A 23,759-nucleotide genomic window follows, 5' to 3' on the forward strand; every position below is an offset into this window, starting at 1 on the left:
CGCGCGACGGCCGCGCCTTTCACCTCTCCCCCAGCATGTCCTCCGTGACAGGTACGAACGATCCCCCGGCCGGCCCCGCCGACGCCGGCCACATGTCCTATGAATCAGGTCTGAACGGACATGCCGCATCGAGCATGACCTCCGGAACAGGCGCTCCGAGACATGCTCCCTCCGTCGCCGCCGCGGGCGTCCGTCCTGCCCGCCTCTCGGGCGAGCCCGCGCCGACCCTGTTCGCCGGCGCAGGTCCGAACGGCCAGGTCCTCACCGTCACCCGCGGCGGCGCGCTGCAGGGCTGGGACGGCGCCGGCCAGCCCCTGCGCCCCCGCCCGCTCGGCGCCGCGGTCGCGGCCGCCGTCCTCAGCGCCGACGCCGATCACGCCGCCCTCGCCCTGCCCGACGGCGCCCGCCTGCTCGACCTGGCCGGCGGCGCGTCGCATCCGCTCGCCGGCCACCGCGGCAGCGTCACCGCGCTCGCCTTCTCGCCCGACGGCCGCCAGCTCGCCACCGGCGCGGCCGACCGGACCGCCCGCCTCTACAGCGTCCGTGACCCGGCCGCCGCCGCGCGCGAGCTCGGCCCGCACTCCGGCAGCGTCACCGTCCTCGCCTTCTCGCCCGACGGCCAGCGCCTCGCCACCGGCTCGTGGGACCGCCGCGTCCGGGTCTGGCCGCTGGCCGGCGGCGCGCCGGCGCTCCTCGAGGATCACAGCGGCCCGGTGCGCGCCCTCGCCTGGCGCCCCGACGGCGCCGCCCTGGCGACCGCCAGCGACGACGCCACCGTGCGCGTGTGGCCGCTCGACGACCGCGACGAGCCCGTGGTCCTCACCGGCCACGCCGGCCCCGTCCGCGCCCTCGCCTGGTCCCCCGACGCCGCGCAGCTCGCCTCCGCCGGAGACGACGGCCAGCTCCGCCTGTGGACCGCCGACTTCACCCCCGCGGCCCTGCAAGCTCGCCTGCACGCCGCTTCCCCCGTGTGCCTGTCGGCCCGCCAGCGCGGTCAGCTGCTCGGCGAGCCCGCCCCCCTGGCCGAGGCCAACGCGAGCGCCTGCCAGGCCGCCCGCTGACTTGTCTCACGGCGCATGCTCCTGCGGACATGCCCCTACTAACATGACTGAATGAACCTGTCGTCCTGGACATGTTCTCACGATAATGTCCCCTCGGACACGTCACTCGGACATGGCCGCCGCGCCGCCGGCCTACAGCAACCCGAGCGCGTGCAGCAGCAGCACGACCGCCACGATCGCCACCCCGAGCGCCAGCCCGACCAGCAGCGCGGCGAAGGTCGGGTCCGGCTCGCGGCCCGGCGCCGGCCCGCGCGCCGGCGCCTCGACCGGCACCCCGAGGGTCGCCACGTACGCCCGCGCCTCGGCCAGCCGCATGCTCTCCGGCCACCGCTCCACGTACGCGCTCAGCCCTCGCCCGGCGTCGTCGCGCGCGTGGCGATCGGCCCCGAGCGCGATCAGCCGCCGCATCATCGCCACGTCGTGGCGGTCGGCCGCCAGCAGCAACGGCGTCATCCCGTCGTTGTGACGGCCCTCGAGGTCACCGTTGCACGCGATCGCCAGCGCCAGCAACGGCTCGCGCTCCGGGCAGTCGGACATCACCGCCAGCGCGAACAGCTGCCCCGCCGCCGCCGGCCCGGCCTCGAGCGCGATCCGGCGCAGCAGCGCGTGTTGCTCGGGCCGGGCGTCGCGCAGGAACCCGACCGCCGCCGCCCTGGCCGCGCGCGCGCGATCGGGCTGGCCGAGCAGCAGCAGTCGATCCCACATCGCCGAGCGCCCCGTCTCGGCCGCCGCGTCGAACGCCCACTGCAAGAAGCGCTCGGGCAGCGGATCGCCGTGCGTCCGCACCCGCTCGAACAGCCCCGAATCCCCGCGACGGACCGCCGCCGCCAGCAGCGCGCCCTCGATCGCGTCGACGTCGTACACCTGCGCCGCGCCCGGTGGCAGCGCCGCGAGCAGCTGATCGACCGCCCGCAGATCGCCGAGCTGCGCCGCGGCGAGGACCGCCTCGTTGGTCGGGCGGGCCCCCTTGGCCAGCAGCAGATCGATCAGCGGCCGCGCCTCCTCGCCGAACTCGCGGATCGCCACCGCCAGCGCGTCCGTGTCGTCGGCCGACGGCGCGTTGGGATCGGCGCCGGCGTCGAGCAGCAGCCGCGCCACGTCGAGGCGCCGCAGCATGATCGCCAGCTCGAGCGCCGTGAACTCGTACTCGCGGCTGCGCGCGTCGATGTCGTCGATCGTCGCGTCCAGCCGGCGCCGGACATCCTCGATCGAGCCGGCGCGCACGGCCTCGAGCAGCGGCTCGTCGGGCATCGCTTCGAAGTCGTCGGGCACCATCGCCGCGCAGTGTATGCGAGCCGCTCGCGCCGCAGTAGCTGCTCGCGCACCGGCGCTCACGCTTTCTTGCGAGCGGCCGCCCGCGCCGCCTTCACCCCCCGCGAGCGCCTCGCTCGGCACCTCCCGCACCGCGGCCACGCGCGGCAGCTCTCGCTGCGACTTGTGTCCTCCAAGCCACAGATCGTCGACCGACCAGTCCTCGGTCGTCCTCACCAGGCGCCGCCTCGTGTCGCACCCCGACGAGGTCGCGCACTCGAGCATACGGCCAGGGTCGAGATATCGCCGCCGGGCGCCGCCGCGCTCGACGACGCCATCGCCCGCACCGCCGCGTGGGCTCGCGCGCGACGGCCTCGCGCCCGCGGTCGCGCCTGCTCCACAGGACATGTTCGATAAGACATGTCCCCGAGGCAAGAACCTCGGAGACATGTCCAATTCAACAGGCGCCGGGCGGCGCCCCGCCACATCAGCCCGGCGTCACGCCCGGGGCGGCCGGCTCGAGCGACCACTCCCACGCGTCGAGCAGCACCACCGAGTCGAAGATGTGGCCGCCGGTGTCCCAGATGGCGAGCCGGATCTCCATGATCTCGCCGGGGGACACGTTGCCGCGCAGCGTCAGCCAGCCGGTGCCGCCGCCGATCATCGTCTGGCCCTGCTCGCACACGGCGTTGTCCATGCTGTCGAAGCCGGTGCCCTTGAGCTCGGCCGTGCCCTCGCAGCCGTTGTAGTCGCTCGGGGGCACCCCGTTGGCCTCGCAGCCGACCTCGCCGCCCTGGCACTGCGTGAACAGGCCGTCGGCCACCTTGACCAGGTTGACGCCGATCGGCCACTGCGTGTCGCCGTCGTCGTAGATCGCCACGTTCTTGTCGTCGGGGTTGCCCTCGGCCTTCGAGTCGACCAGCGCGACGAAGAAGTCGTTGTACTGGCTGCACACGTACTCGGGGTACTCGGCCGAGAAGAAGTACATCTTGGCCGCGAACGACTTCGCGTTGGTCGGGACCCGGATCCGCAGCTTGAGCATGATCGGGTCGTTGGCCGAGGGCACCTGCGGCACGTTGCAGCCGGGCGGGTTCGGCAGCTTGCCGCCGATCGCCGTCCACCAGTCCTGCGGCGGCGGGCTCGAGGTGTTGAGGTTGGCCCCGCCCTCGAACTTCACGTGCGTCGGCTTGGTGTCGTTGATGTCGGCGGCGTGGCCGCTCGACAGCACCATCAGGCGGCTGTGCTTCTGCGGGCCGATCACGTCACCGAAGCCGGCGCGGATCGAGCGCGACGCCGGCGCCGGCAGACCTGTCCCGTCGGCCAGGCTGAACTTGCCGCCGATGACGCCCCACGTCCTGTCCTTCGGGTCAGCCGGGTTCTCGACCGTCATCTGGCACAGGTCGAGCGCGCGGGCGTAGTCGAGCGGGTCGGCCGAGTCGCTGAGGAGCGCCGCGTCGCAGCTGGGCGCCTCCTCGTCGGTGTTGCCGTCGCAGTCGTCGTCGACGGTGTTGCCGACGAACTCGTAGGCGCCCGGGTTGACCAGCTCCGGGTCGGAGCAGGCGCCGCTGGCGACGTCGCAGCAGTCGCCGCTGCACACGCCCCAGCCGTCGCCGTCCTCGTCGCTGTCCTCGTCGGCGTCGCCGTCGCAGTCGTCGTCGACGGAGTTGCCGCACACCTCCGCGACCGGCCACACCGCGCCCTCGCAGGCGCCGAAGCCGAGCCCCGTGTCGAGGCACTTCTTGACCCCCGCGGCGCACGCGCCGACGCCCTCGGTGCCGTCCGGGCCGCCGTAGCACGGCTGCTCCTCGCCCGGCTCGCACGGCTGCGAGCACACGCCGGCGTCGAGGTCGCACAGCGGGCCCTCCGGGCTGTCTTTACAATCCTGGTCCGAAGAACATGGCGTTCCGGACATGGTCGTCGAGCCAGTCATCAGCGCCTCGGTGGTCGACCCCGACGTCGTCCCCGCGCTCGTCGGCTCCGGCCCGGTCGTGGGCGCGGTGCTCGCCTCGCCGACGGTGGTCGTCTCCGTGACCGATGGAGACGTGGAGGTCGAGGTCTCGGTCGCCGAGGCGAATCCGTTGCTGGTGGCGGCCGGACCGCCCCCGCAAGCGAGGAGCGCCCACAGTGGCAGCGTGGTGATCGCGGCCGGTGCCGGCCTTCGTGAAGAACGAGACATCGCGTGCTCCTCCGGGCTCGCGCGACGCGAGCGCGGCGAAGCTATGCCAAAAAGCCCCTGCGGGTGCACGCGGGGGCTTCTTCCGTCAACTCACGTGTGACGCTGTCGTCACCCGTCCTCATCGCCGACCCGAGGTCGTGACACCTCCGCGTCACTTGCTCCTGCAACGGACACTCGTTCATGACGGAGGTGTCATTGCGAAGCCACGAACAACCCGGGTAAGGTGCCCCGCGATGCAGTTTGGGACCCGACCGAGCCTGGTCTTGCTGGTGAGCGCGATTTCGCTCCCCGCTTGCAACGACGACACGAGCACCCCGACGGCCAGCGACACGGACACCTCGAGCACCGGCACCACCGACGGGCCGGGCAGCGAGACCGGCGCGCCGCCGACCACCACGACGCCGACCACCACCGGCACCACCAGCGACGTGACGGTCACCACGTCGCCGACGACGACCGAGCCCACGACCGAGACCTCCACCGACACCACGACCGAGACCGGTACGACCACCGAGACCGGGACCGACACCGACACGGGCACCGACACTGACACCGACACCGGCGGGCCGGTCGACGGCGTGATCGAGTGCGACGCCCCGCCGCTGGTCCCGCCGGCCGAGGGCACCTGTGAGGTCCTGGCCCAAGGGCCAGGTGGCACCCTGATCCGCGGCACCGTCCTCGGCCCCGACGCCACCTACGAGAACGGCGCCGTCCTCGTCGACCCCTCCGGCGTGATCGCCTGCGTCGGCTGCGACTGTCTCGACCTGCCCGAGGCGCAGGCCGCCACCCAGCTCGGCTGCGCCCAGGGCGTCATCTCGCCCGGCCTGATCAACCCGCACGACCACATCTCCTTCGCCGCCAACGCCCCGATCGGCGAGGGCGTCGATCGCTACGAGCACCGCCACGACTGGCGGGTCGGCAAGAACGGCCACGCCAAGCTCACCGTGCCCGGCGGCGCGTCCGCGGCAGAGATGCTCGCGGCCGAGTTCCGCTTCATCATGAGCGGCGCCACCTCGACGGCGGCCGCCGGCGGCAGGCCCGGCCTGCTGCGCAACCTCGACATGGGCCTGCTCGAGGGTCTGCCGATCCCCGTCGCCAACAGCGACACCTTCCCGCTCGGCGACAGCAACGGCTGGCAGGAGACCTCGGACTGCGGCTACCCGAACGTCACGCTCACCAGCGAGATGGCCGACGAGAACGCCTACCTGCCGCACATCGCCGAGGGCATCGACGCCAGCGCGCGCAACGAGTTCGTCTGCCTCAGCCAGGGCGACACCGACGTCATCGCCGGCCAGACCGCCATCATCCACGCGATCGGCCTCACCGCCGCGGACACCGCCACCATCCACCCCGACAGGGCGCGCGTCGTCTGGTCGCCGCGCTCCAACGTCGTCCTCTACGGCAACACCGCCCAGGCCACCGTCCTCGACACCTTCGGCGTCCCGCTGGCGCTCGGCACCGACTGGGTCGCCTCCGGCTCGATGAACATGCTCCGCGAGCTGCGCTGCGCCGACGAGCTCAACACCACCTACTACAACAACCACTTCAGCGACCGCGACCTGTGGAACATGGTCACGCTGAACGCCGCGCTGGCGACCGGCAGCGAGAACGCGATCGGCGTGCTGCGGCCGGGCTACGCCGGCGACATCTCGGTGTTCGACGGCGCCGAGCTCGAGCGCCACGCCGCGGTCGTCCGCGCCGAGTTGCCCGGCGTCGTCCTCGTCATGCGCGGCGGCCTCCCGCTCTACGGCGACGCCGCCGTGATGGCCGGCTTCGACGCCATGACCTGCGAGGACATCGACGTGTGCGGTCGGGCCAAGCAGGCCTGCGTCAGCGGCGACACCGGCGGTGTCACCTACGCCCAGATGAAGGCCGCGATCGAGACGACCTACCCGATGTTCTTCTGCGGCACGCCCGACGACGAGCCGACCTGCGTGCCCTCGCGGCCGGGCGAGTACGACGGCCTGCCGGTCGCCGACGACCTCGACGGCGACGGCATCCTCGACGCCGACGACAACTGCCCCAACGTCTTCAACCCGCCGCTGCTGATCGAGCCCGGCGTCCAGCCCGACGCCGACGGCGACGCCGCCGGCGACGCCTGCGACCCCTGCCCGCTCGACAACACCGACACCTGCACCTTCGTCGACGCCGACGACATGGACGACGACGGCGTGCCCAACGGCGCCGACAACTGCATCCGGATCGCCAACGCCGATCAGGCCGACGCCGACGACGACGGCAAGGGCGACGAGTGCGACAGCTGCCCGGCCGCCAACCCCGGCTACTCGCCGTGCCCGATCTCGATCGAGGCCATCCGCGACCCCAACCACCCGCAGCACCCGCAGGACGGCGCCGCCGTCAAGGTCGTCGGCGCCTACGTCACCGGCATCCGCCCGGCGATGGGCAACTCGCGCGGCTTCCACATCGAGACCGGCACGCAGATGCCCTTCACCGGCATCTTCGTGTTCACCGGCAACGCCTCGCCGCCGGTCAAGGTCGGCGACAAGGTCGACATCACCGGCACCTACGAGCAGTACTTCGGCCTCGACGAGATCTCGTACCCGCAGGTCTCGATCGTCGAGACCGGCGACGTGCTGCCGTTCGACCCGCTGCCGGTCGACCCGGCCGACATCGCCACCGGCGGCCCCGACGCCACCGCGCTGCAGTCGATGCTCGTCGTCGTCGACATGCTCTCGATCACCAACCAGAACCCCGACGCGCCGATGGACTTCGACGAGTTCTCGGTCACCGGCAACCTGCGCATCGACGACGGCCTGTCCGACGCGCTCAAGGACATGCAGCTCGCCAACGCCTGCCCCGTCGGCACCGAGATCGAGTCGATCGCCGGCGTGCTCGGCTTCAGCTTCGACAACACCAAGCTGCAGCCGCGCGTGAAGAGCGACCTCGTCCTCGGGCCGAACAACATGTGCAACCCGTGGCCGTAGCGCCGGCCGCCCGTCCTCGCGCCCGGATCCGCCAGGCGCGAGGACGGCCCTTCTCGGCCCGTGAAGCGGAGAACGGGGTCGAAATGCCCCGCTCGAAGTTTTAGACTCGCCCGGTGCCGCGCGCTCCGGGCCGCCCGCCTCGCCTCGCCTCGGTCTCGTCAGAGCCGGGGCGTCGCGCGTCGAGGACCTCGCGCGGCCTCGCCTGCGCCCTGGTGTCCGGCCTCGTCGGCCTGTTTGCCGCCCGGGCCGACGCCGACGAGCCGCGGCGCTGGCCGCTGTGGCCGACCGAGGTCGCGCGGGCGGCCGAGCCCCTCGTCGCGCCGCCCGAGTCCGAGCTCCGGCTCGTGCGCGACAGCCGGCGCGTCGCCGCCGTGCGCGACCTCGACGTATTCGCCACCCCGCTGGTCGCCCCGATCCTCGTCGCCGCGCTCGACGATCGCGCGAGCGCCGTCCGCCGCGAGGTCCTGCAGGCCTGCCTCGAGCGCCAGCTGCTCGCCTGCGCCCCGAGTGCGCGCAAGATCTGGCAGACCGAGCTCGACGATCCCGCGCTCCGCGTCGCCGCGCTCCGCGTCGTCGTCCTCGCCCCCGACGGCGATCGCCTGCAGCTGTTCCTCTCGGCCCTGCGCGACCCGGACCCCCTGATCCGCGCCGAGTCGATGCGCACCTTCGCCGCGGCGACCTGGCCCAAAGACCAGCTGGCCGTCGTCCGCACCAACCTGATCGCCAAGCTCGCCGACCCGACCCCCGAGGTCCGGCGGGCCGCCGCCCACGGCCTCGGCGTCCTCGGCCCCGACGACCCGCGCAGCAGCCGGTCCGACGGCGCGCTCCCGCTCACCCGCCTGCTCCTCGATCCCGATCCCCAGGTCCGCCAGGACACCGCCGACGCCCTCGCCCGCCTGCGCGACCCCCGGGCCGCGCCGGCCCTCCTGCGCGCCCTGCAGGTCGGCGACGAGACCTACGTCGGGCGCAGCCTCCTGCACGCCCTCGCCGCCCTGCCCGGCCCCGGCACCCGGCCCGGCGACGCCGCGCCCGACGGCCTCGACATCGACGCCGAGCTCCTGCGCCTGCTCGACGCCCCGCCGCGCAACCTCCTCCCGCGCCACGTCGCCGAGGCCATCGCGCGCCGGCGCGCTCCGGGTGCCGCGCTCGCCGAGGGTCTGGTCGCCCGCCTGCGCGAGGACGCGCTGCGCCAGACCGAACTGCACGCCCTCCGTCAGCCCGCGCTCGACGCCCTCCTCGGCCTCGGCGAGGCCGCGCGGCCGGCCCTGACCGCCGCCCTCGCCCGCGGCCTCGAGCCGCCGCTCGAGCGCGAGGTCCGGCGCCTGCTCGCCGCCCTCGATCCGCCGCAGAAGCCGGCCGTGTTCGCCCCGCCGTGGCCGGCCGACGGCGACCGCGAGGCCTGGCAGGCCGCGCTCGCCGATCCCGACCCGGCCGCGCGCCTGCGGGCCGCCTCCGCTCTGGGCGCCCGCGCTCCCGACTGGCTCGGCGGGGCGGCCGGCCACCGGCTCGCGCTCGCCGGCGGCGCGGACACGCGCCGCCCCTGGCTGCTCGCGCTCGCCAGCGCCCCCGGATGGACCGCCCTCGAGCCCGCGCTGCTCGTCCGCCTCGGCGTCTGGGCCGGCGATCCGGGCCTGGCGAGCGCCGATCGCTGCCTCGCCGTCGCCGCCCTCGCCCGGCACCGGCCCGACGGCGCGCCCTTCCTGCGCGTCGCCGGCGAGCAGGCCGCTGCCGTCGACCCGGCCGTCCGCGCCTGCACGGCCGGCGCCCTCGCCTGGATGTCGCCGCGGGCCGCCGAACCGCTGCTCGCCGGCCTCCTGCGCGACCCCTCGGCCCGCGTGCGCACCAGCGCCGTCCTCGCCCTCGCCTGCCGCGACCGCCCCGCCGCCGGGTTCGCCCCCCAGCTCGCCCTCATGGCCGTTCGCGACCCCGAACCGGCCGTCCTGCGCGCGCTGGAGCTGGCCCGGGATCCCGAGCGCTGCGCCGGCTGGGGCCTCGTCCTCGCCCCGCCCGGCGAGGCCGGTCCCTGGCTGGCCCTGCGCCTGCGCGGGCACGAATTGCTGGTCCCCGCCGAGACCCTCGGCACCCTCCGCCTCGCCTTCGGCCCCGGCCTCGGCGAAGCCACGCTGCTCGACCCCGCGGGGGGCACCCCGGCCGACATCACCAGCGCCCGCATCGTCTTCGACTAAAGGAAGCGCGAGCCGCCTGTCTCTTCGGACAGCAGGCCCACGGCGAGCCCGCGGGCCGGCAGATCGCTTCCCGCGGCCGCGTGCAGCCGAGTTCGCCGGCCCGGCGCCCGCGAAGTCATCAAAAGTTGCTTTCTCGTCGAGAAAGCAATCATCGCCGCCACCCAGCCCCGGTCCTCACGCACAAGCAGGCGTAACCACACGATTTTTCGTCTGGACCCGGAATTGCTCAATGGGTCGGGTATGCGAGCCGTCACCCCAGCCGACGAGTTTCTGGCCCAGGTCACCCCGCACCTGCCGCGACTGACCAGCGTGGGCATGCGCCTCACGCGGCAGCGCAGCGAGGCGCAGGACCTCGTGCAGGAGGCGCTCACCAAGGCGTGGGCCAACTGGCACCGCTTCCGGCCCGGCGGCAGCCTCGGCGCCTGGTTGTCGCGGATCCTCGTCAACACCTTCATCTCGCGTCACCGCCACCAGCGCGTCGTCGACGTCACCGCCGAGCGCAGCGACATCGCCGAGCACCTCTTCGATGTCGCCCGGATCGACGCCTGCAGCGCCCCCGAGGCCGCCTGGCACGCCGAGGGCCTGTCCGACGAGGTGGCCGCCGCGCTCGCCGCCCTGCCGGAGCACTACCGCGAGGTCGTCGAGCTCGTCGACCTGCACGGGCTCGCCTACAAGGAGGCCTCCGAGCAGCTCGGCTGTCCGCTCGGCACCGTCATGAGCCGGCTGCACCGCGCGCGGCGGCTCCTCCGCGACCAGCTCTCGGACTATGCTCAGCAGCACGGCCTCCACGCCGCCGCCGCCTGATGCTCCGCCGCCGTCCTCACCCCGTCCTCGTCTCGACCTGTCTTTTGGGACTGGTGCTGGTCGGCGCCTGCGAGGGCAAGCCCGCGGCCGGGACCGGAGGCGGCGCGGCGAGCCAGCCCGGCAGCCCCGCCCCGGTCCTCGCCGTCGGCGCGCCGGCCCCCCCCTTCGCCGGCACCACCTTGCGCGGCGAGCCGCTCAGCCTCGCCGATCTGCGCGGCCGGGTCGTCCTCCTCAACGTCTGGGCCACCTGGTGCGAGCCCTGCCGCGAGGAGCTGCCCGAGCTGCAGGCGCTCCACACCCGCCACGAGGCGCGCGGCCTCACCGTGCTCGGCGTCAGCACCGACGCCGCCCGCGACTTCAAGACCCTGCGCAACATGGTCTCCGGCTTCGGCCTCACCTACCCGGTGATCCACGACGAGCCCAACCGGATCGGCGCCCCGTTCCAGATCATCGGCTACCCCGCGAGCTTCGTCATCGACCGCGCCGGCACCCTCCGCTGGCGCCGCGACGGCATGATCCCGGCCGGCGACCCCGACCTCGCCGCCGTGCTCGAGGCCGCCCTCGCCGAGCCAGCGCCCGCGCGGTAGCGCGGAAGGACATGCCTCTCGGTGCATGTCCGTCCGGACATGCGAAAACGGGCATGTCCTCTCGGACATGCCCGTTCAAACAGCCTCGCGCCTCAGACCCCGAGCAGCTCGCGCACGCTGCCGGCGACCGCCGCGGTGGGCAGGCACATGCGGGCCCCGGCCGCGCGGGCGGCCGCGCGGAGCTCGTCGGTCGGCGTGTCGTGGACCGCGATGATCTGCGGGTTGCCCGGCCCTGCGGCCAGCTTGGCCAGCACCTCGGAGCTCTTGAAGTCGGGCACCGACATGCTGAGGATGACGTAGCGCGGCGGCGCGGCCTGGGCGACCAGGAGCGCGTCGGCGCCGGTCTGGGCCGTCTTGATCTCGAGCGGCGGCGTCGCGCGCTCGAGCTCTTCCTTCACCTTGGCGCGGAAGTCGGCGTTCTGGGTGACGAGCAGGACCTTGGCGTTCTCGCGCGACTCCGGCGTGGGGTCGATGCGGGGCTCGTCGCGGAGGTGGAACGCCTCGACCACGCGGCGGCGGACCTCGGCCACGTCGAGCGGCTTCTTGAGGCAGGCCGACGCGCCCGCGGCCAGGATCCGCTCCATGTTGGCCTCGGTGTAGTAGCCGGTGATGGCGATGATCTCGGTGTGCATCGTCGACGCGTCGCGCTTGAGGCGGGAGCACACCTCGAAGCCGTCGACGCCGGGCATCATCAGGTCGAGGAAGATGAGCTGCGGGCGGAACGTCGCCACCAGGCGGCCGGCGTCGAACGCGTCGCGGGCGACCTCGACGTCGAACTGATGGGACAGGTCCTTGAGGACATCTCGGACCAGGTCGAGCACCACCGGCTCGTCGTCGATCACGAGCAGGCGCCCGACCTCGTCGCCGGTCGGCACCGTGAACGGGATCCCGCGCTCCTGACAGACGCGCTCGAGGTCCTCGCGCCGCACGCGGCGGTGGCCGCCGACGGTCTTGAACGCCGGGATCAGACCGTCCTCGATCCAGCGGATCACGGTGGTCGGCGTGACGCAGCAGATCCGCGCGACGTCGTGGGTGGAGTAGGTGTCTTTGACTGGTGTACGTCCGCGACTCATACGCTGGTGGGCTGCCCTTCGGGGGCGTCCGGGAGGTGGATCGTGAAGGTCGTACCCAGCCCGGGCTGCGACCGCACGAGGATATCACCTCCGTGGTCCTTGATGATTCCGTAGGAGATCGCGAGCCCGAGGCCCGTCCCCTTGCCGATGTCCTTGGTGCTGAAGAACGGGTCGAAGATGCGATCGAGGATCTCCGGGGCGATCCCGCAGCCCTCGTCCGCGATCTCGACCGCCACGCGCGCCTCTTCCCGGTCGAGGCGGATCCGGATCCGGCCCCCGCGGGGCATGGCGTCGACCGCGTTCGACAGCAGGTTGAGGAGCACCTGCTCGAGCTGGTCGGCGTCGCCGACGATCACCGCCTCCGGCAGCCCGGAGCGCAGGATCCGGACGTTGTGCATCCGCCACTGGTACTCGCCGATGCCGATCACGCGGTCGATGAGCTTGCTGAGGTCGACCGGCCGGCGCTTGCCGCCCTCGCGCTGGCGCGAGAACAGCAGCACCCCCTCGACGATCTTGCGGCAGCGCTCGCCGCTGGCCGCGATCTTCTCGACCTTCTCGCGCACCGGCGGGTCGAGCGGCTTCTCGAGCAGCAGCCGGCTGTAGCCGACCACGCCGCTGAGCGGGTTGTTGATCTCGTGGGCGATCCCCGCCGCCAGCAGGCCCACGGCGGCCAGCTTCTGCGTGCGCAAGATCTGGTCCTCGAGCGCGCGGCGGCGCCGCAGGTCGAGCGCGACGAGCACCGCGCCGGCCTGCGGGTCGTCCGCCCCGCGCAGCAGCCGGCCCTCGAGGTGCAGCGGGATCTCCTTCCCGCCCTCGGCCAGCACCATCACCTCGGAGGCGATGGCGCCGGTCGAGCGCAGGCTCGCCCACAAGCTGTCCCATCGGGCAGGTTCGGCCAGGCGCGCCACCTCGACCCCGAACTTGCGCCCGCGCGCCGCCTCGGCCGACACCCCGAGCAGCTGCTGGCTGGCGCGGTTCCACGTCACCACCCGCCCGGCCGCGTCGATCGAATTGATGAGCACGCTGGTCTGGTCGAGCAGCAGCGCCTGGTAGGCCGCCAGCGCCTCGGTCTCGAGCATCAGCCGCCCGCCCTCGAGCCCGAGCGCCAGCTGCGGGGCCAGCAGCGCCAGCATGCGGGTCGGCGGCGCGTCGCGCGGGCCGGCGCCGGCCAGCACGAAGAACCCGGCCACCCGCGGGTTGGCGCCGAGCGCCAGGCGGATCGCGTGGCGCCGGCCCTCGAGGTCGCCGAACCACCGGCGATGCGTCGGCTCGGTCGCGTCGATCTCGATCACCGCGGGCCCGCTGCCCCACGCCGCCGGCGGCTCGCCCTCCGGCGGCAGCGTCGAGATCCGCGGCGCGCAGCCGGTGCGCAGGGTCCAGCGCTGCCAGCCCTCGCCGACGCGCGCCAGCACCACGCCGCGGGTGAACCCGAGCGTGTCCATGATCGCCCCGCAGGCCGCCGCGACGTTGTCGTGCGGCCGGGCCGTCGACACCAGCAGGCGGTCGACCTGCGCCAGCAGGCGGTCCTCGAAGTCCTGCTGTCGGCGCTCGCGGAGGTCGCGGAGCAGCGCCACCGTCGGCGCCCCCTCCTCGCGCCCGCCCGCCAGCGACAGCTCGACCGGCAGCGGCGCCCCGTCGAGCCGGCGCAGCTCGATCTCCCCGTGCCAGTTGCCGACCCGCGCCTGCGTCAGCGCGTCGCTGAGGGCCCGCGCCGCCGCCGGCTCCGCCAGCTCGAGCAGGCTGCGCCCGCCGAGGTGCGGCCCGCTCCAGGCCTCCGGGTCCTGCCCGCCGGTCCGCGCGGACGTGTCCGCGGCGCCGGACCGCGCCCGGGCCGCCGGGCCCGACGCCGCGCTCCGCCTGGCCTCGACGCCATGTCCCTGCGGAAAGGTCTTTCCGGACATGTCCTCTGCACCAGCCGAGCCCGCGCGCCCCGGGTCCTGTCCCCGCGGCAAGGTCCTTCCGGACATGTCCTCCACGCCAGCCTCGCCCGCGCGCCCGGGATTCTGCCCCGAGGGCGAGGTCCTGCCGGACATGTCCTCTGCGCCAGCCCCTGGGCGCGCGCGCAGCCGCGGGTCGCCGGCGAACATGTCGCGCGCGGCCGGGTTGGCGTGCACGATCATCCCCGCCCCGTCGAGCAGCAGCAGCCCCTGGTCGAGCGCCTCGAGGCAGCGCGCCAGGGAGCGGCCGACGTCGGGCGTGGCCGACCGCTCCGGCGCGGTGAAGGTGAGCAGCACGTTGTCGCTGGCCAGCTTGCTGGCCCGCACCGCGCAGGGCCACGCGCGCCCGCGGCCGGGCACCAGCGTCAGCTCGAGCGAGAAGCTGTGCCCCGCCTGGCGCCCGCGCAGGCCGGTGAAGGCGCGGCCGAACGCGCTGCGTTCGCTCGCGCGCGCGATATAGGCGAGGAACGGCTCGCCGGCCAGATCCGCGGCCGCGAGGCCCTCGGCGAGCCCGGGGTTGGCCGCCAGGATCAGGCCTGCCGGCGTGAGCACGGCCGCCGGCATCGCCAGCGCGGCGACGATCTCGCTGTAGGCGCCGAGCGCGCTGTCGGCGCTGAGGCGGATCGTCGCCTCGGCGTCTCCGAGGCGCGGCAACGAGGAAGTCTTGGAGCCCTGGGCCACGAGTGAGGCGGCATGCTTAGCAAAATTCCCCGCCTGGTGCCCGGGGTCGTGATCGCGCCGCGCCGTCTCGCCCGCCCCCCTGGGGCCTGCTAGATTGCCGCGCCGATGACGCTCTCCGACCCTGCTCGCCTCGCGGGCGTGCGACTCGCCGCCACCGTCGTCCTCTTGCGCGACCGCCCCGCCGGCGATCCCCAGGTGTTCATGCTCCGGCGCAGCGCCCGGAGCCCCTTCATGCCCGACACGCTGGTCTTTCCCGGCGGCGCCGTCGACCCCGGGGACGGCCCGGAGGGCAGCGACGCGGCCTTCGACGCCGCGGCCCGCCGCGAGTGCCGCGAGGAGGCCGGCGTGGTGCTCGACGTCCACGAGCTCCACTGGTTCGACACCTGGCTCACGCCCGCCCTCGAGCCGCGCCGCTACTTCGCCCGCTTCTACCTCGCGCGTCTGGCCGAGGGCGAGGCCGAGGACGCCGCCGCCGACGGCCACGAGACCCACGAGGGCCGCTGGGCCACGCCGGGCGAGATCCTGGCCGCGTGGGCCCGCGAGGAGGTCGACCTCCCGCCGCCCACCCTCTGCACCGTCATGCGCCTGGCCGACGAGCGCCGCGCCGGCCTGCTCGGCCTCCCGGCCGCCGCCGTGCAGGAGCCGATCCTCCCCAAGGGCCTCCTCCAGCCCGACGCCGCCGGCGAGGCCCAACTCGTCGTCGTCCTGCCCCACGACCCCGCCTACGCCGAGCTCCCCGGCGACGGCGTCCCGGCCCCCGCCCGCGCCGCCGACCTGCCCCACCGCCTCGTCCGCGCCGGGAGGATCTGGCGCCCGTGCTGACCCGCCGGTCATGTCCCCGCGGACATGCCCGTGGCATGTTCCCAGGTTCAGGCGCGAAACGACATGTTCCTACGGACATGTTGTTACCGCCAGTCGACCATGTCCAGGCAGCGAGCGCGGCCCCGAGCGCCCCCTCGCCGCGCACCGGGGCCCTCCCTGTCCCGAGCGCCATGTGGCCTCGCGCCGCCCCTGTCCCTGGCGCCATGTCGCATCGCACAGCGCCCATCGGTCCTGTCTCGAGCGCCATGTCCCATCGGCCAGCGACTATCGGTCCTGTCTCGAGCACCATGTCGCATCGCACCGAACCTGTCCGGAGCGCCATGTCCCATCGCGCAGCCCTCATCCTCCTCGGCCTCGCGCTCGCCTGCGGCAAGTCGGATCCCGAGCGCCCGCCCGTCGCCGGCGTTCCGGCCGCCACCGCCGCGCCGGTCCAGCCGGCGCCGCCCGCTGGGGAGGCGCCCGCGGTCCCCGACGAGCGCAAGGTCCTCGCCTGGCTCGACCCCGACTCGCCCGCCGTCGCGTACATGCGCTTGCCGGCCGACCTCGAGCCCGAGGCGCTCGGCGAGCTGTTCGCCCTCCCGCCGCGGGCTCTGGCCCTGCTGCGGGCCCCGCTCAGCCTCGAGTCCGGCCTCGCCGCCCTCATCGGCCCGGCCGCGCCGCCGCCCGCGCAGTGGCTCGCGCGCGACCTCGTCGTCATGCAGCCCGTGCTCGCGCGCGGCCCTTACCTCGTGCGTCGTCTGCAGGCCCCGCGCGCCGACGTCGAGGCCTGGTTGCGCGCCGGCGGCCTGGACGTCGAGACCGTCGAGGGTCTGTCCGTGTGGACCCCCGGTCCCGAAGCCGCCGAGGTGCCCGCGGGGAGCGCCCCCGGGCTGGCGCCCGCGCTGGTGTTCCCGTGGCGCCTCGTCTTCCTCGCCGACGATCTGCTCGGCGCCTTCTCGCTCACCGAGATGGGCAACGGCCTCGGCCCGCTGACCGCCGCGCGCGACCTGCCGAAGTCCGAGCTCACGCGCACGATCGGCGAGGTCGTCGCCGCCGACCCGGGCCTCCTGCTCGAGCTCTACGTCCAGGGCGCGATGCTCCACTTCGACCTCAGCGACGACGTCGGGGTCGCCAAGCTGTCGCTGCGCCGCCTCGTCGAGGGCGACGGCGCCCGCTCCCTGCCCCGCCACGACGCCGCCGGCATCGACGGCGAGGTCATCCTCCAGCCGCTCGGCGACGTCGGCGAGGCCGCCGCTGCCCTCGAGGCCCGCGCCCCCGCCGGCGCCGCCACCGACGTCTTGCGCGACCTCTACAAGAAGGTCGCCTACACCCAGGACGGCCCGATCGTCCGCGGCCGTTTGCAGCTCGCCGCCGACGACCTCGCGCCCCTGCGCCGCGGAGGCGGCGGGTGAGCGGCCCTCGCCCCGCGAGCGAGCGCCGCCTCGTGCCTCGACCCTCCCCCCGCTCCGTGAACCCCCGCGTCGCCCACGCCGCCACGCCCGCGCCCGCGCCCGCCCTCGGCTCCGCGAGCGGCCGTCTCGCCGTCCGCGCCCTGGTCCTCGCCGCCCTCGCCGCCTGCGGGGCCCGTGACGTCCCGCCCGGCGACGCCGCGCCCGCTCAGGTCTCTGTCCCCGCGGACATGCCCCCGGAACCAGGTCCCCGGGCACAGGGTCCCGGGGACATGTCCAAAGAGACATGCCCTGAGGCCCACGACGTCCTCGGCGACCTCGAGTGGATCCCCGCCGACGTCCGCCTCGCAGCGCTGTTCGACCTCGGCGATCCGGGCGTCGACGACGCCGCCGCCGAGCTCGCGCGCGCCACTGCCACCACGCCCGGCATGCCGGTGGTCGCCGCGCTCGGCCTCGGCTTCGTCGGCACCCAGCTGCAGATCCTCCGCCGCCACCTCGCCGACGCCGCGCTGACGCCCCGCGAGCTGCTCCTCCTGCACGGCCCGGGCGGGGACGTCGTGTGGGTCCTCCGCGTCCGCTGCGACCTCGGCGTCCTGCAAGCCGCGCTCGCGCGGGCCTGGGGCGTCACCAGCCGGGCCACCGCCGCCGGCCCGATCGCCGAGCCCGACCCCGCGCGCGGCTTCCCGCACGACCTCGTGTTCCTCGCCGACGACCGCCTCGCGCTCGTCCCGGCCGGCGCCGGCGGCAAGCTGCGGCGCTGGCTCGAGGGCCAGGCGAGGCCGCCCGAGCTCGGCGCCGGCCGGCGCGCCGAGATCCCCGGCGAAGCGCTCACCCGCCTCGAAGCCGCCCCGATCCGCGTCGTCCTCGGCGGCCGCGGCTTGCTCGCCGGCGACGCCCCCGCCGCTCCGCGGACCCTGCGCGCCTGGCCTGATCGTGTCGCCCTCGACGCCGCGCCCGCCGGCTGACCGCTCTCGCCGCGGGGCCTCCGCCACCTCTCGCCCGATCGCGCGCGCGCGTGTCGTCGGCGCCGCCTCCGCGAGCCCTCCGACGTCTCCTCAGACATGCCCGATCGGACATGCCCGATCGGACCTGCCTCTCCGCACATGCTCGATCGAACGTGACATCGCGCGCTGCGCCCGTGACGCATCGCACCGATCGGCGTCCTCGCGCGCACGGTCGCTGCGCGCGCACGCCAGCCGCGGGGGCGCGAGCCCGCGACCCGCTCGCGCCGCGTGAACTCCGTACGCTCACGGTTCCACGCCGGGCGGGCTTCGAAAGGCCCATCTGTGCCCCTTCGCCGCAGCGTGGCCTCGGGGCCCCTTTGCGCGCGAGCTTGCCCAGGTATAGTGGAAGGGTATGCCTGTCGATCCGGGCCCGAGTTCGTCCACGTCCTCCGCCTCCATGTCCGTCGCGGCTGTCCTCGCCGGCGGCTCCGGCCCCTGGCCGAGCCATCCACCAGCCCTCGCCGACGACGTCAACTCGATCGACGCCATCATTCGCGCCATGTACGCCGCCGTCTCCTTCACCGAGGGTCGGGGGCCTGACGCCGACCGTCTGGCCAGCCTGTGCGTCCCGCACGGCCGCCTGATCAAGGTCCACGCCAACAACATCGACGACATGAGCGTCCCCGAGTTCGTCGAGCGCGTGCAGACGCGGATCAACGAGCAGGGCCTGCGCGGCTTCGCCGAGCGCGAGCTGTTCCGGCGCACCGAGGTGTTCGCCGGGATCGCCCACGTCTTCACCACCTACGAGAGCCGCACCGACGACGGCGGCGCCGACCACCTGCTCTACCGCGGGATCAACAGCGTCCAGCTGCGGCACGACGGCCGGCGCTGGTGGATCCTCACGATCCTCTGGACCGACGAGCGCGAGGACTGCCCGATCCCCGCGGCGTATCTTCCTCGCACATGAGCGGGGTCCGCGGCCGATACGCTCCCAGCCCCACCGGTCCGCTGCACCTCGGCAACGCTCGCACCGCCCTGCTCGCCTGGCTCGACGCGCGGGCCCGCGGCGGCGTCTTCGTCATGCGCATCGAGGACGTCGACTTCACGCGCGCTCGTCCCGAGTACGAGGCGCAGCTGCTCCTCGATCTGCGCTGGCTCGGGCTCGACTGGGACGAGGGTCCCGACGTCGGCGGCGCCTTCGGCCCCTACCGCCAGTCCGAGCGCGGCGACCGCTACGCCGCCGCCCTCGCGCGCCTCGACGCCTACCCGTGCACCTGCACGCGTCGCGAGCTGCGCGCCCTGCCGGTCACCAGCATGACCGGAGAGCCAGTGTACCCGGGGACATGTCGCAACGGACAGACGCGCCCCGGCCGCGCGCCGGCGCTCCGCTGGCGCGTCCCGCCGGGCCGGGTCGGCTTCGTCGATCGGTTGTGCGGCGAGCATCACCAGGACATCGCCCGCGACGTCGGCGACTTCGTGCTGCGCCGCGGCGACGGGGCCTGGGCCTACCAGCTCGCCGTCGTCGTCGACGACGCCGACATGGCGATCACCGACATCGTCCGCGGCGCCGACCTGCTCGACAGCACGCCGCGGCAGCTCCACCTCCTGCGCGCGCTCTACCCCGCCGTTCCTGTCCCGCGTTTCGCTCACGTCCCGCTGATCCTGGGTGCCGGCGGCGCCAAGCTCAGCAAGCGCGACGGGGCCCCCGACCTCGGCGCCTTGCGTGAGGCCGGCGCCTCGCCCGCGCGCGTCGTCGCGGCGCTCGCCCGCAGCGTGGGCCTGGTGCCCCCGGACGTCCGCGAATTGCGGCCGAGCGAGCTCCTGACCGCCGTTTCGCCCGCCGATCCGCTCGCGCGTCTGACCTCGCGGCCGCTCGATCTCGGCGGCCTGTGAGTCGCCCTACGTCGCCCTTGCGAAGCCTTGTCCGGGCTCGCGCGGGTCGATAAAACCCCAATCCTCCGGAGTTCCAGCCGATGCCCCGTCGCCTCTCGCCCCTCGCGTGCCTCACCGCCGCCCTCGCCCTCGTCGCCTGCAAGCCCGCCGCCTCCACCACCGGGCCCACCGAGACCGCGCCCGGCGGGACCGGCAGCGACGTCGTCGCCGCCAATTCCGCCTACGACTATCCGTCCACGCGCAAGGCCGACACCGTCGACACCTACCACGGCACGCAGGTGGGCGACCCCTACCGCTGGCTCGAGGAGCTCGACACCGACGAGACGCGCGCCTGGGTCGACGCGCAGAACAAGCTCACCTTCGGCGTCCTCGGCGGGATCAAGCAGCGCGACGGGATCCGGGCCCGCCTCACCGAGCTGTGGAACTACGAGCGCTACGGCGTCCCCTTCAAGGAGGGCGGCAAGTACTTCTACTCGCGCAACGACGGCCTGCAGAACCAGAGCGTCCTCTACGTCGCCGACAGCCTCACAGCCGAGCCGCGCGTCCTCATCGATCCCAACACCCTCTCGCAGGACGGCACCGTCGCGCTGACCGGCACCGCGATCAGCCAGAACGGCAAGTACATGGCCTACGGCCTCGCCGCCGCCGGCTCCGACTGGCAGGAGTACCGCGTCCGCGAGATCGCGACCGGCAAGGACCTCGACGATCACCTCAAGTGGATCAAGTTCAGCGGCGCCGCCTGGACCAAGGATAACAAGGGCTTCTTCTACAGCCGCTACGACGAGCCCCAGGACGGCGAGGCGCTCAAGCAGAAGAACGAGTTCCAGAAGCTCTACTACCACAAGGTCGGCACCCCGCAGGACAAGGACGTCCTCGTCTACGAGCGCAAGGATCACCCGCAGTGGGGCTTCGGCGGCGAGGTCAGCGACGACGGCCGCTGGCTCGTCATCCGCGTGTGGGAGGGCTCGGCCGACAAGAACGCCCTGTTCGTCCACGACCTCTCGGGCGGCGTCGGCAAGAAGCCGGTCGTCGAGCTGCTGAACAAGTTCGACGCCGAGTACAACTTCGTCGGCAGCAGCGGCAGCACCCTCTACATCCAGACCACCCAGGGCGCCGCGCGCGGCAAGGTCGTCGCCATCGACGTCGCCAAGAAGGACGCCTCCGATCCGGCGACCTGGAAGGTCGTGATCCCCGAGGCGGCCGAGACCCTGCGCAGCGTCAGCCACGTCGGCGGCAAGCTGATCGCCTCCTACCTCAAGGACGCGCGCAGCGAGGTCCGCGTGTTCGATCAGGGCGGCAAGCTCGAGCGCGACATCGCCTTGCCGGGCCTCGGCACCGCCGGCGGCTTCGGCGGGCGCGCCAAGGACACCGAGACCTTCTACGCCTTCACCAGCTACACCTGGCCGACCACCATCTTCCGCTACGACCTCAAGACCGGCCAGAGCGAGATCTTCCGCCAGCCCAAGGTCGCCTTCGATCCTGCCAAGTACGAGACCACGCAGGTCTTCTACACCAGCAAGGACGGCACCAAGGTGCCGATGTTCCTCACCCACAAGAAGGGCCTCGAGAAGAACGGCCAGAACCCGACCTACCTCTACGGCTACGGCGGCTTCAACGTGGCCATCACGCCGAACTTCTCGGTCCCCGATCTGATGTGGCTCGAGCTCGGCGGCGTGCTCGCGGTCGCCAACCTGCGCGGCGGCGGCGAGTACGGCGAGGCGTGGCACGAGGCCGGCACCAAGCTGCACAAGCAGAACGTCTTCGACGACTTCATCGGCGCGGCCGAGTACCTCGTCGCCGAGAAGGTCACGTCGCCGAGCAAGCTCGCCATCGGCGGCCGCAGCAACGGCGGCCTGCTCGTCGGCGCCGCCATGACCCAGCGCCCCGACCTGTTCGCCGTCGCCCTGCCCGGCGTCGGCGTCATGGACATGCTGCGCTTCCACAAGTTCACGATCGGCTGGGCCTGGGTCTCCGACTACGGCTCGTCCGACGACGCCGAGCAGTTCAAGGCGCTGCACGCCTACTCGCCGCTGCACAACCTCAAGTCCGGCACCAAGTACCCCGCCACCCTCGTCTACACCGCCGATCACGACGACCGCGTCGTCCCCGGCCACAGCTACAAGTTCGCCGCCGCCCTGCAGGCCGCCCAGGCCGGCGACAGGCCCACGCTGATCCGCATCGACGTCCGCGCCGGCCACGGCGCCGGCAAGCCGACCAGCAAGCAGATCGAGGAGTGGACCGACCTCTGGGGCTTCGTCGTCCACAACCTCGGCATGTCCCTTTAGACAGCCGACCTCTCGAGGCGCCGCGCTGCGATGTCGCGGCGCCTCGACCGCGAGTCGATGCACCTCGCGTGATCCGCCACGCGACGCTTCGACCCGTCGAATCGCGCGCATCTCATGCGATGCGTTTCGGGATGAGCGTCAAGCCGAAGAAGTCGCGGGCGTCTCATGCGACGAGCGTCGAGCCGAAGAAGACGCGGGCGTCTCATGCGACGAGCTTCGAGACGGATGAGTCGCGGGCGTTTCCATGCGACGAGCGTCGAGATCGAGGAGTCGCGGGCGTTTCCATGCGACGAGCGTCGAGCCGAAGAAGTCGCGGGCGTCTCATGCGACGAACGTCGGGCCGAAGAAGTCGCGGGCGTCTCGATGCGACGAACGTCGAGCCGAAGAAGTCGCGGGCGTCTCGACGCGAAGAACGTCGAGTCGGAGAAGTCGCGGGCGTCTCATGCGAAGAACGTCGAGCCGAAGAAGTCGCGGGCGTCTCGACGCGAAGAACGTCGAGTCGGAGAAGTCGCGGGGCCGTGGGGTGTGGGGGGGCGGCGAGCGGGGGGCATGGGTCCCTCGCTTTCGGCGGGCACCCCCCCAAGGCACGTGCTCGGCGCCGTTCCTTACGAACCACAATTGCCTGCAGGGCGGCGACAACTACGACGAACCGGGGCTGTGCGCCTCCGCGCGAGCCTTGGGCTCCGCCCCGCCGGCGTCCCATGCCCCCCGCTCGCCTTGAGAAGGATTGGCGGCCCCGCTCGTCGCCGGTTGATGTTCATAGCGAGATGCCTAACGCCCGCTCGTTGCCGGGGTTGAGGATCATCGCGCGGTGCCGACCCCGCTCGTCGCCGGTCGATGATCACCGCGTGGTACCCGACGCCCGCTCATCGCCAGCTGCGGATCATCGCGCGGTGCCGACCCCGCTCGTCGCCGGTCGATGTTCACCGGTTGGTACCCGACGCTCGCTCGTCGCCCGTTGAGGATCGTCGCGCCATACCCGACGTTCGCTCGTCGCCGGTCGATGTTCACCGCGTGGTTGCCGATTGTGATTCGTCGCGTCATTCCGGGTGTCCGCTCGTCACCGATTCTCCGCGCCGCGCTCGATGTTTGCTGGCCGCATGTCAACCGGTCTGTCGTGCTACGGCCGGCTTCCGCATCACGCATTCATGTCCTTCGTGCAACGGCCGGGTTCAAGTCGATGGAGAGGGCGACGAGCGGGGCACCTCGACACGACGCGAGCATCGACGCACGGCGACGAGCGGGGCATCTGGACACGACGCGAGCATCGACGCACGGCGGCGAGCGGGGCACCTGGGCACGACGCGAGCATCGACGCCCGGCGACGAGCGGGGCATCTGGACACGACGCGAGCATCGACGCACGACGACGAGCGGGGCCGCCCAAACTTTCTCAAGGCGAGCGGGGGGCATGGGACGCCGGCGGGGCGGAGCCCAAGGCTCGCGCGGAGGCGCACAATCCGGGTTCATAGCGAGCGCCGTCGCATCATGGGCTACGGGATTCGGAGGTGCAGCGCCGAGCACGTGCCTTGGGGGGGTGCCCGCCGAAAGCGAGGGACCTGTGCCCCCCGGTCGCCGACCCCCCACACCACACGGCCCCGCGACTTCTCCGACTCGATCCTCCTCGCACCACCAGCCCCCGCGACTTCTCCGACTCGATCCTCCTCGCACCACCAGCCCCCGCGACTTCTCCGACTCGATCCTCCTCGCACCACCAGCCCCCGCGA

16 protein-coding genes are annotated in these 23,759 nt (G+C 73.4%); 12 read left to right on the forward strand and 4 right to left on the reverse strand.

From position 1 onward, the window contains the following. Positions 1–1,061 (forward strand): WD40 repeat domain-containing protein (locus K7C98_RS18595; protein ID WP_224193024.1); only part of this gene is annotated, 1,061 nt, incomplete at its 5' end. Positions 1,062–1,193: 132 nt separating this feature from the next. Here K7C98_RS18595 and K7C98_RS18600 read toward each other — a convergent pair. Continuing rightward, entirely contained in the window at positions 1,194–2,336 is a 1,143-nt protein-coding gene (locus K7C98_RS18600; protein ID WP_224193025.1) for a hypothetical protein, read from the reverse strand. A 463-nt stretch (positions 2,337–2,799) separates the two neighbouring features. Next, complete coding sequence (locus K7C98_RS18605; protein WP_224193026.1) at positions 2,800–4,224, reverse strand: choice-of-anchor L domain-containing protein; 1,425 nt, start codon at positions 4,222–4,224, stop codon at positions 2,800–2,802. Between K7C98_RS18605 and K7C98_RS18610 the strand changes: the two genes are divergently transcribed. From K7C98_RS18610 to K7C98_RS18630, 5 genes are all read left to right on the forward strand, one after another. Continuing rightward, positions 4,223–4,588 (forward strand): hypothetical protein, encoded by a 366-nt coding sequence (locus K7C98_RS18610; RefSeq protein ID WP_224193027.1) that lies wholly within the window; start codon positions 4,223–4,225, stop codon positions 4,586–4,588. The genes K7C98_RS18605 and K7C98_RS18610 overlap by 2 nt on opposite strands. A gap of 133 nt (positions 4,589–4,721) precedes the next feature. Then, positions 4,722–7,433, forward strand: a complete 2,712-nt coding sequence (locus tag K7C98_RS44865) for an amidohydrolase family protein (RefSeq protein ID WP_224193028.1) — start codon at positions 4,722–4,724, stop codon at positions 7,431–7,433. A gap of 212 nt (positions 7,434–7,645) precedes the next feature. Next, on the forward strand, positions 7,646–9,619 hold the full coding sequence (locus K7C98_RS18620) for a HEAT repeat domain-containing protein (RefSeq protein WP_224193029.1): 1,974 nt from the start codon (positions 7,646–7,648) through the stop codon (positions 9,617–9,619). Between the two features lie 240 nt (positions 9,620–9,859). Beyond that, the gene (locus K7C98_RS18625; RefSeq protein ID WP_224193030.1) at positions 9,860–10,423 is read left to right on the forward strand and encodes a sigma-70 family RNA polymerase sigma factor; all 564 of its coding nucleotides are present in this window, start codon (positions 9,860–9,862) and stop codon (positions 10,421–10,423) included. After that, complete coding sequence (locus tag K7C98_RS18630; protein WP_224193031.1) at positions 10,423–11,010, forward strand: TlpA family protein disulfide reductase; 588 nt, start codon at positions 10,423–10,425, stop codon at positions 11,008–11,010. The genes K7C98_RS18625 and K7C98_RS18630 overlap by 1 nt, the downstream gene beginning before the upstream one ends. Before the next feature lie 92 nt (positions 11,011–11,102). On the opposite strand, the gene K7C98_RS18635 is transcribed toward K7C98_RS18630, so the two are convergent. Together K7C98_RS18635 and K7C98_RS18640 are read right to left on the reverse strand one after the other, a co-directional pair. After that, positions 11,103–12,083 (reverse strand): response regulator, encoded by a 981-nt coding sequence (locus K7C98_RS18635; protein WP_224193032.1) that lies wholly within the window; start codon positions 12,081–12,083, stop codon positions 11,103–11,105. Further along, positions 12,080–14,674 carry an ATP-binding protein gene (locus K7C98_RS18640; RefSeq protein WP_224193033.1) on the reverse strand — a complete coding sequence of 865 codons (2,595 nt, stop codon included), beginning with the start codon at positions 14,672–14,674 and terminating at the stop codon, positions 12,080–12,082. Before K7C98_RS18640 ends, K7C98_RS18635 begins: the two co-directional genes overlap by 4 nt. Positions 14,675–14,806: 132 nt before the next feature. Here K7C98_RS18640 and K7C98_RS18645 point away from each other — a divergent pair, with 132 nt between their 5' ends. From K7C98_RS18645 to K7C98_RS18670, 6 genes are all read left to right on the forward strand, one after another. Beyond that, the gene (locus tag K7C98_RS18645) at positions 14,807–15,523 is read left to right on the forward strand and encodes an NUDIX hydrolase (RefSeq protein ID WP_224193034.1); all 717 of its coding nucleotides are present in this window, start codon (positions 14,807–14,809) and stop codon (positions 15,521–15,523) included. 320 nt (positions 15,524–15,843) lie between these two features. Beyond that, the gene (locus K7C98_RS18650; protein ID WP_224193035.1) at positions 15,844–16,914 is read left to right on the forward strand and encodes a hypothetical protein; all 1,071 of its coding nucleotides are present in this window, start codon (positions 15,844–15,846) and stop codon (positions 16,912–16,914) included. A gap of 269 nt (positions 16,915–17,183) precedes the next feature. Further along, positions 17,184–17,876: a hypothetical protein gene (locus K7C98_RS18655; RefSeq protein ID WP_224193036.1), complete on the forward strand. Its 693-nt coding sequence runs from the start codon at positions 17,184–17,186 to the stop codon at positions 17,874–17,876. A gap of 436 nt (positions 17,877–18,312) precedes the next feature. Continuing rightward, entirely contained in the window at positions 18,313–18,822 is a 510-nt protein-coding gene (locus K7C98_RS18660) for a hypothetical protein (RefSeq protein ID WP_224193037.1), read from the forward strand. Further along, complete coding sequence (gene gluQRS, locus K7C98_RS18665) at positions 18,819–19,748, forward strand: tRNA glutamyl-Q(34) synthetase GluQRS (RefSeq protein WP_224193038.1); 930 nt, start codon at positions 18,819–18,821, stop codon at positions 19,746–19,748. Before K7C98_RS18660 ends, gluQRS begins: the two co-directional genes overlap by 4 nt. Positions 19,749–19,828: 80 nt before the next feature. Beyond that, positions 19,829–22,033 carry a prolyl oligopeptidase family serine peptidase gene (locus tag K7C98_RS18670; RefSeq protein WP_224193039.1) on the forward strand — a complete coding sequence of 735 codons (2,205 nt, stop codon included), beginning with the start codon at positions 19,829–19,831 and terminating at the stop codon, positions 22,031–22,033. Positions 22,034–23,759 lie beyond the last annotated feature (1,726 nt).

This window comes from Nannocystis pusilla, from assembly GCF_020073745.1.
GTDB classification, from domain to species: Bacteria; Myxococcota_A; Polyangia; order Nannocystales; family Nannocystaceae; genus Nannocystis; species Nannocystis radixulma.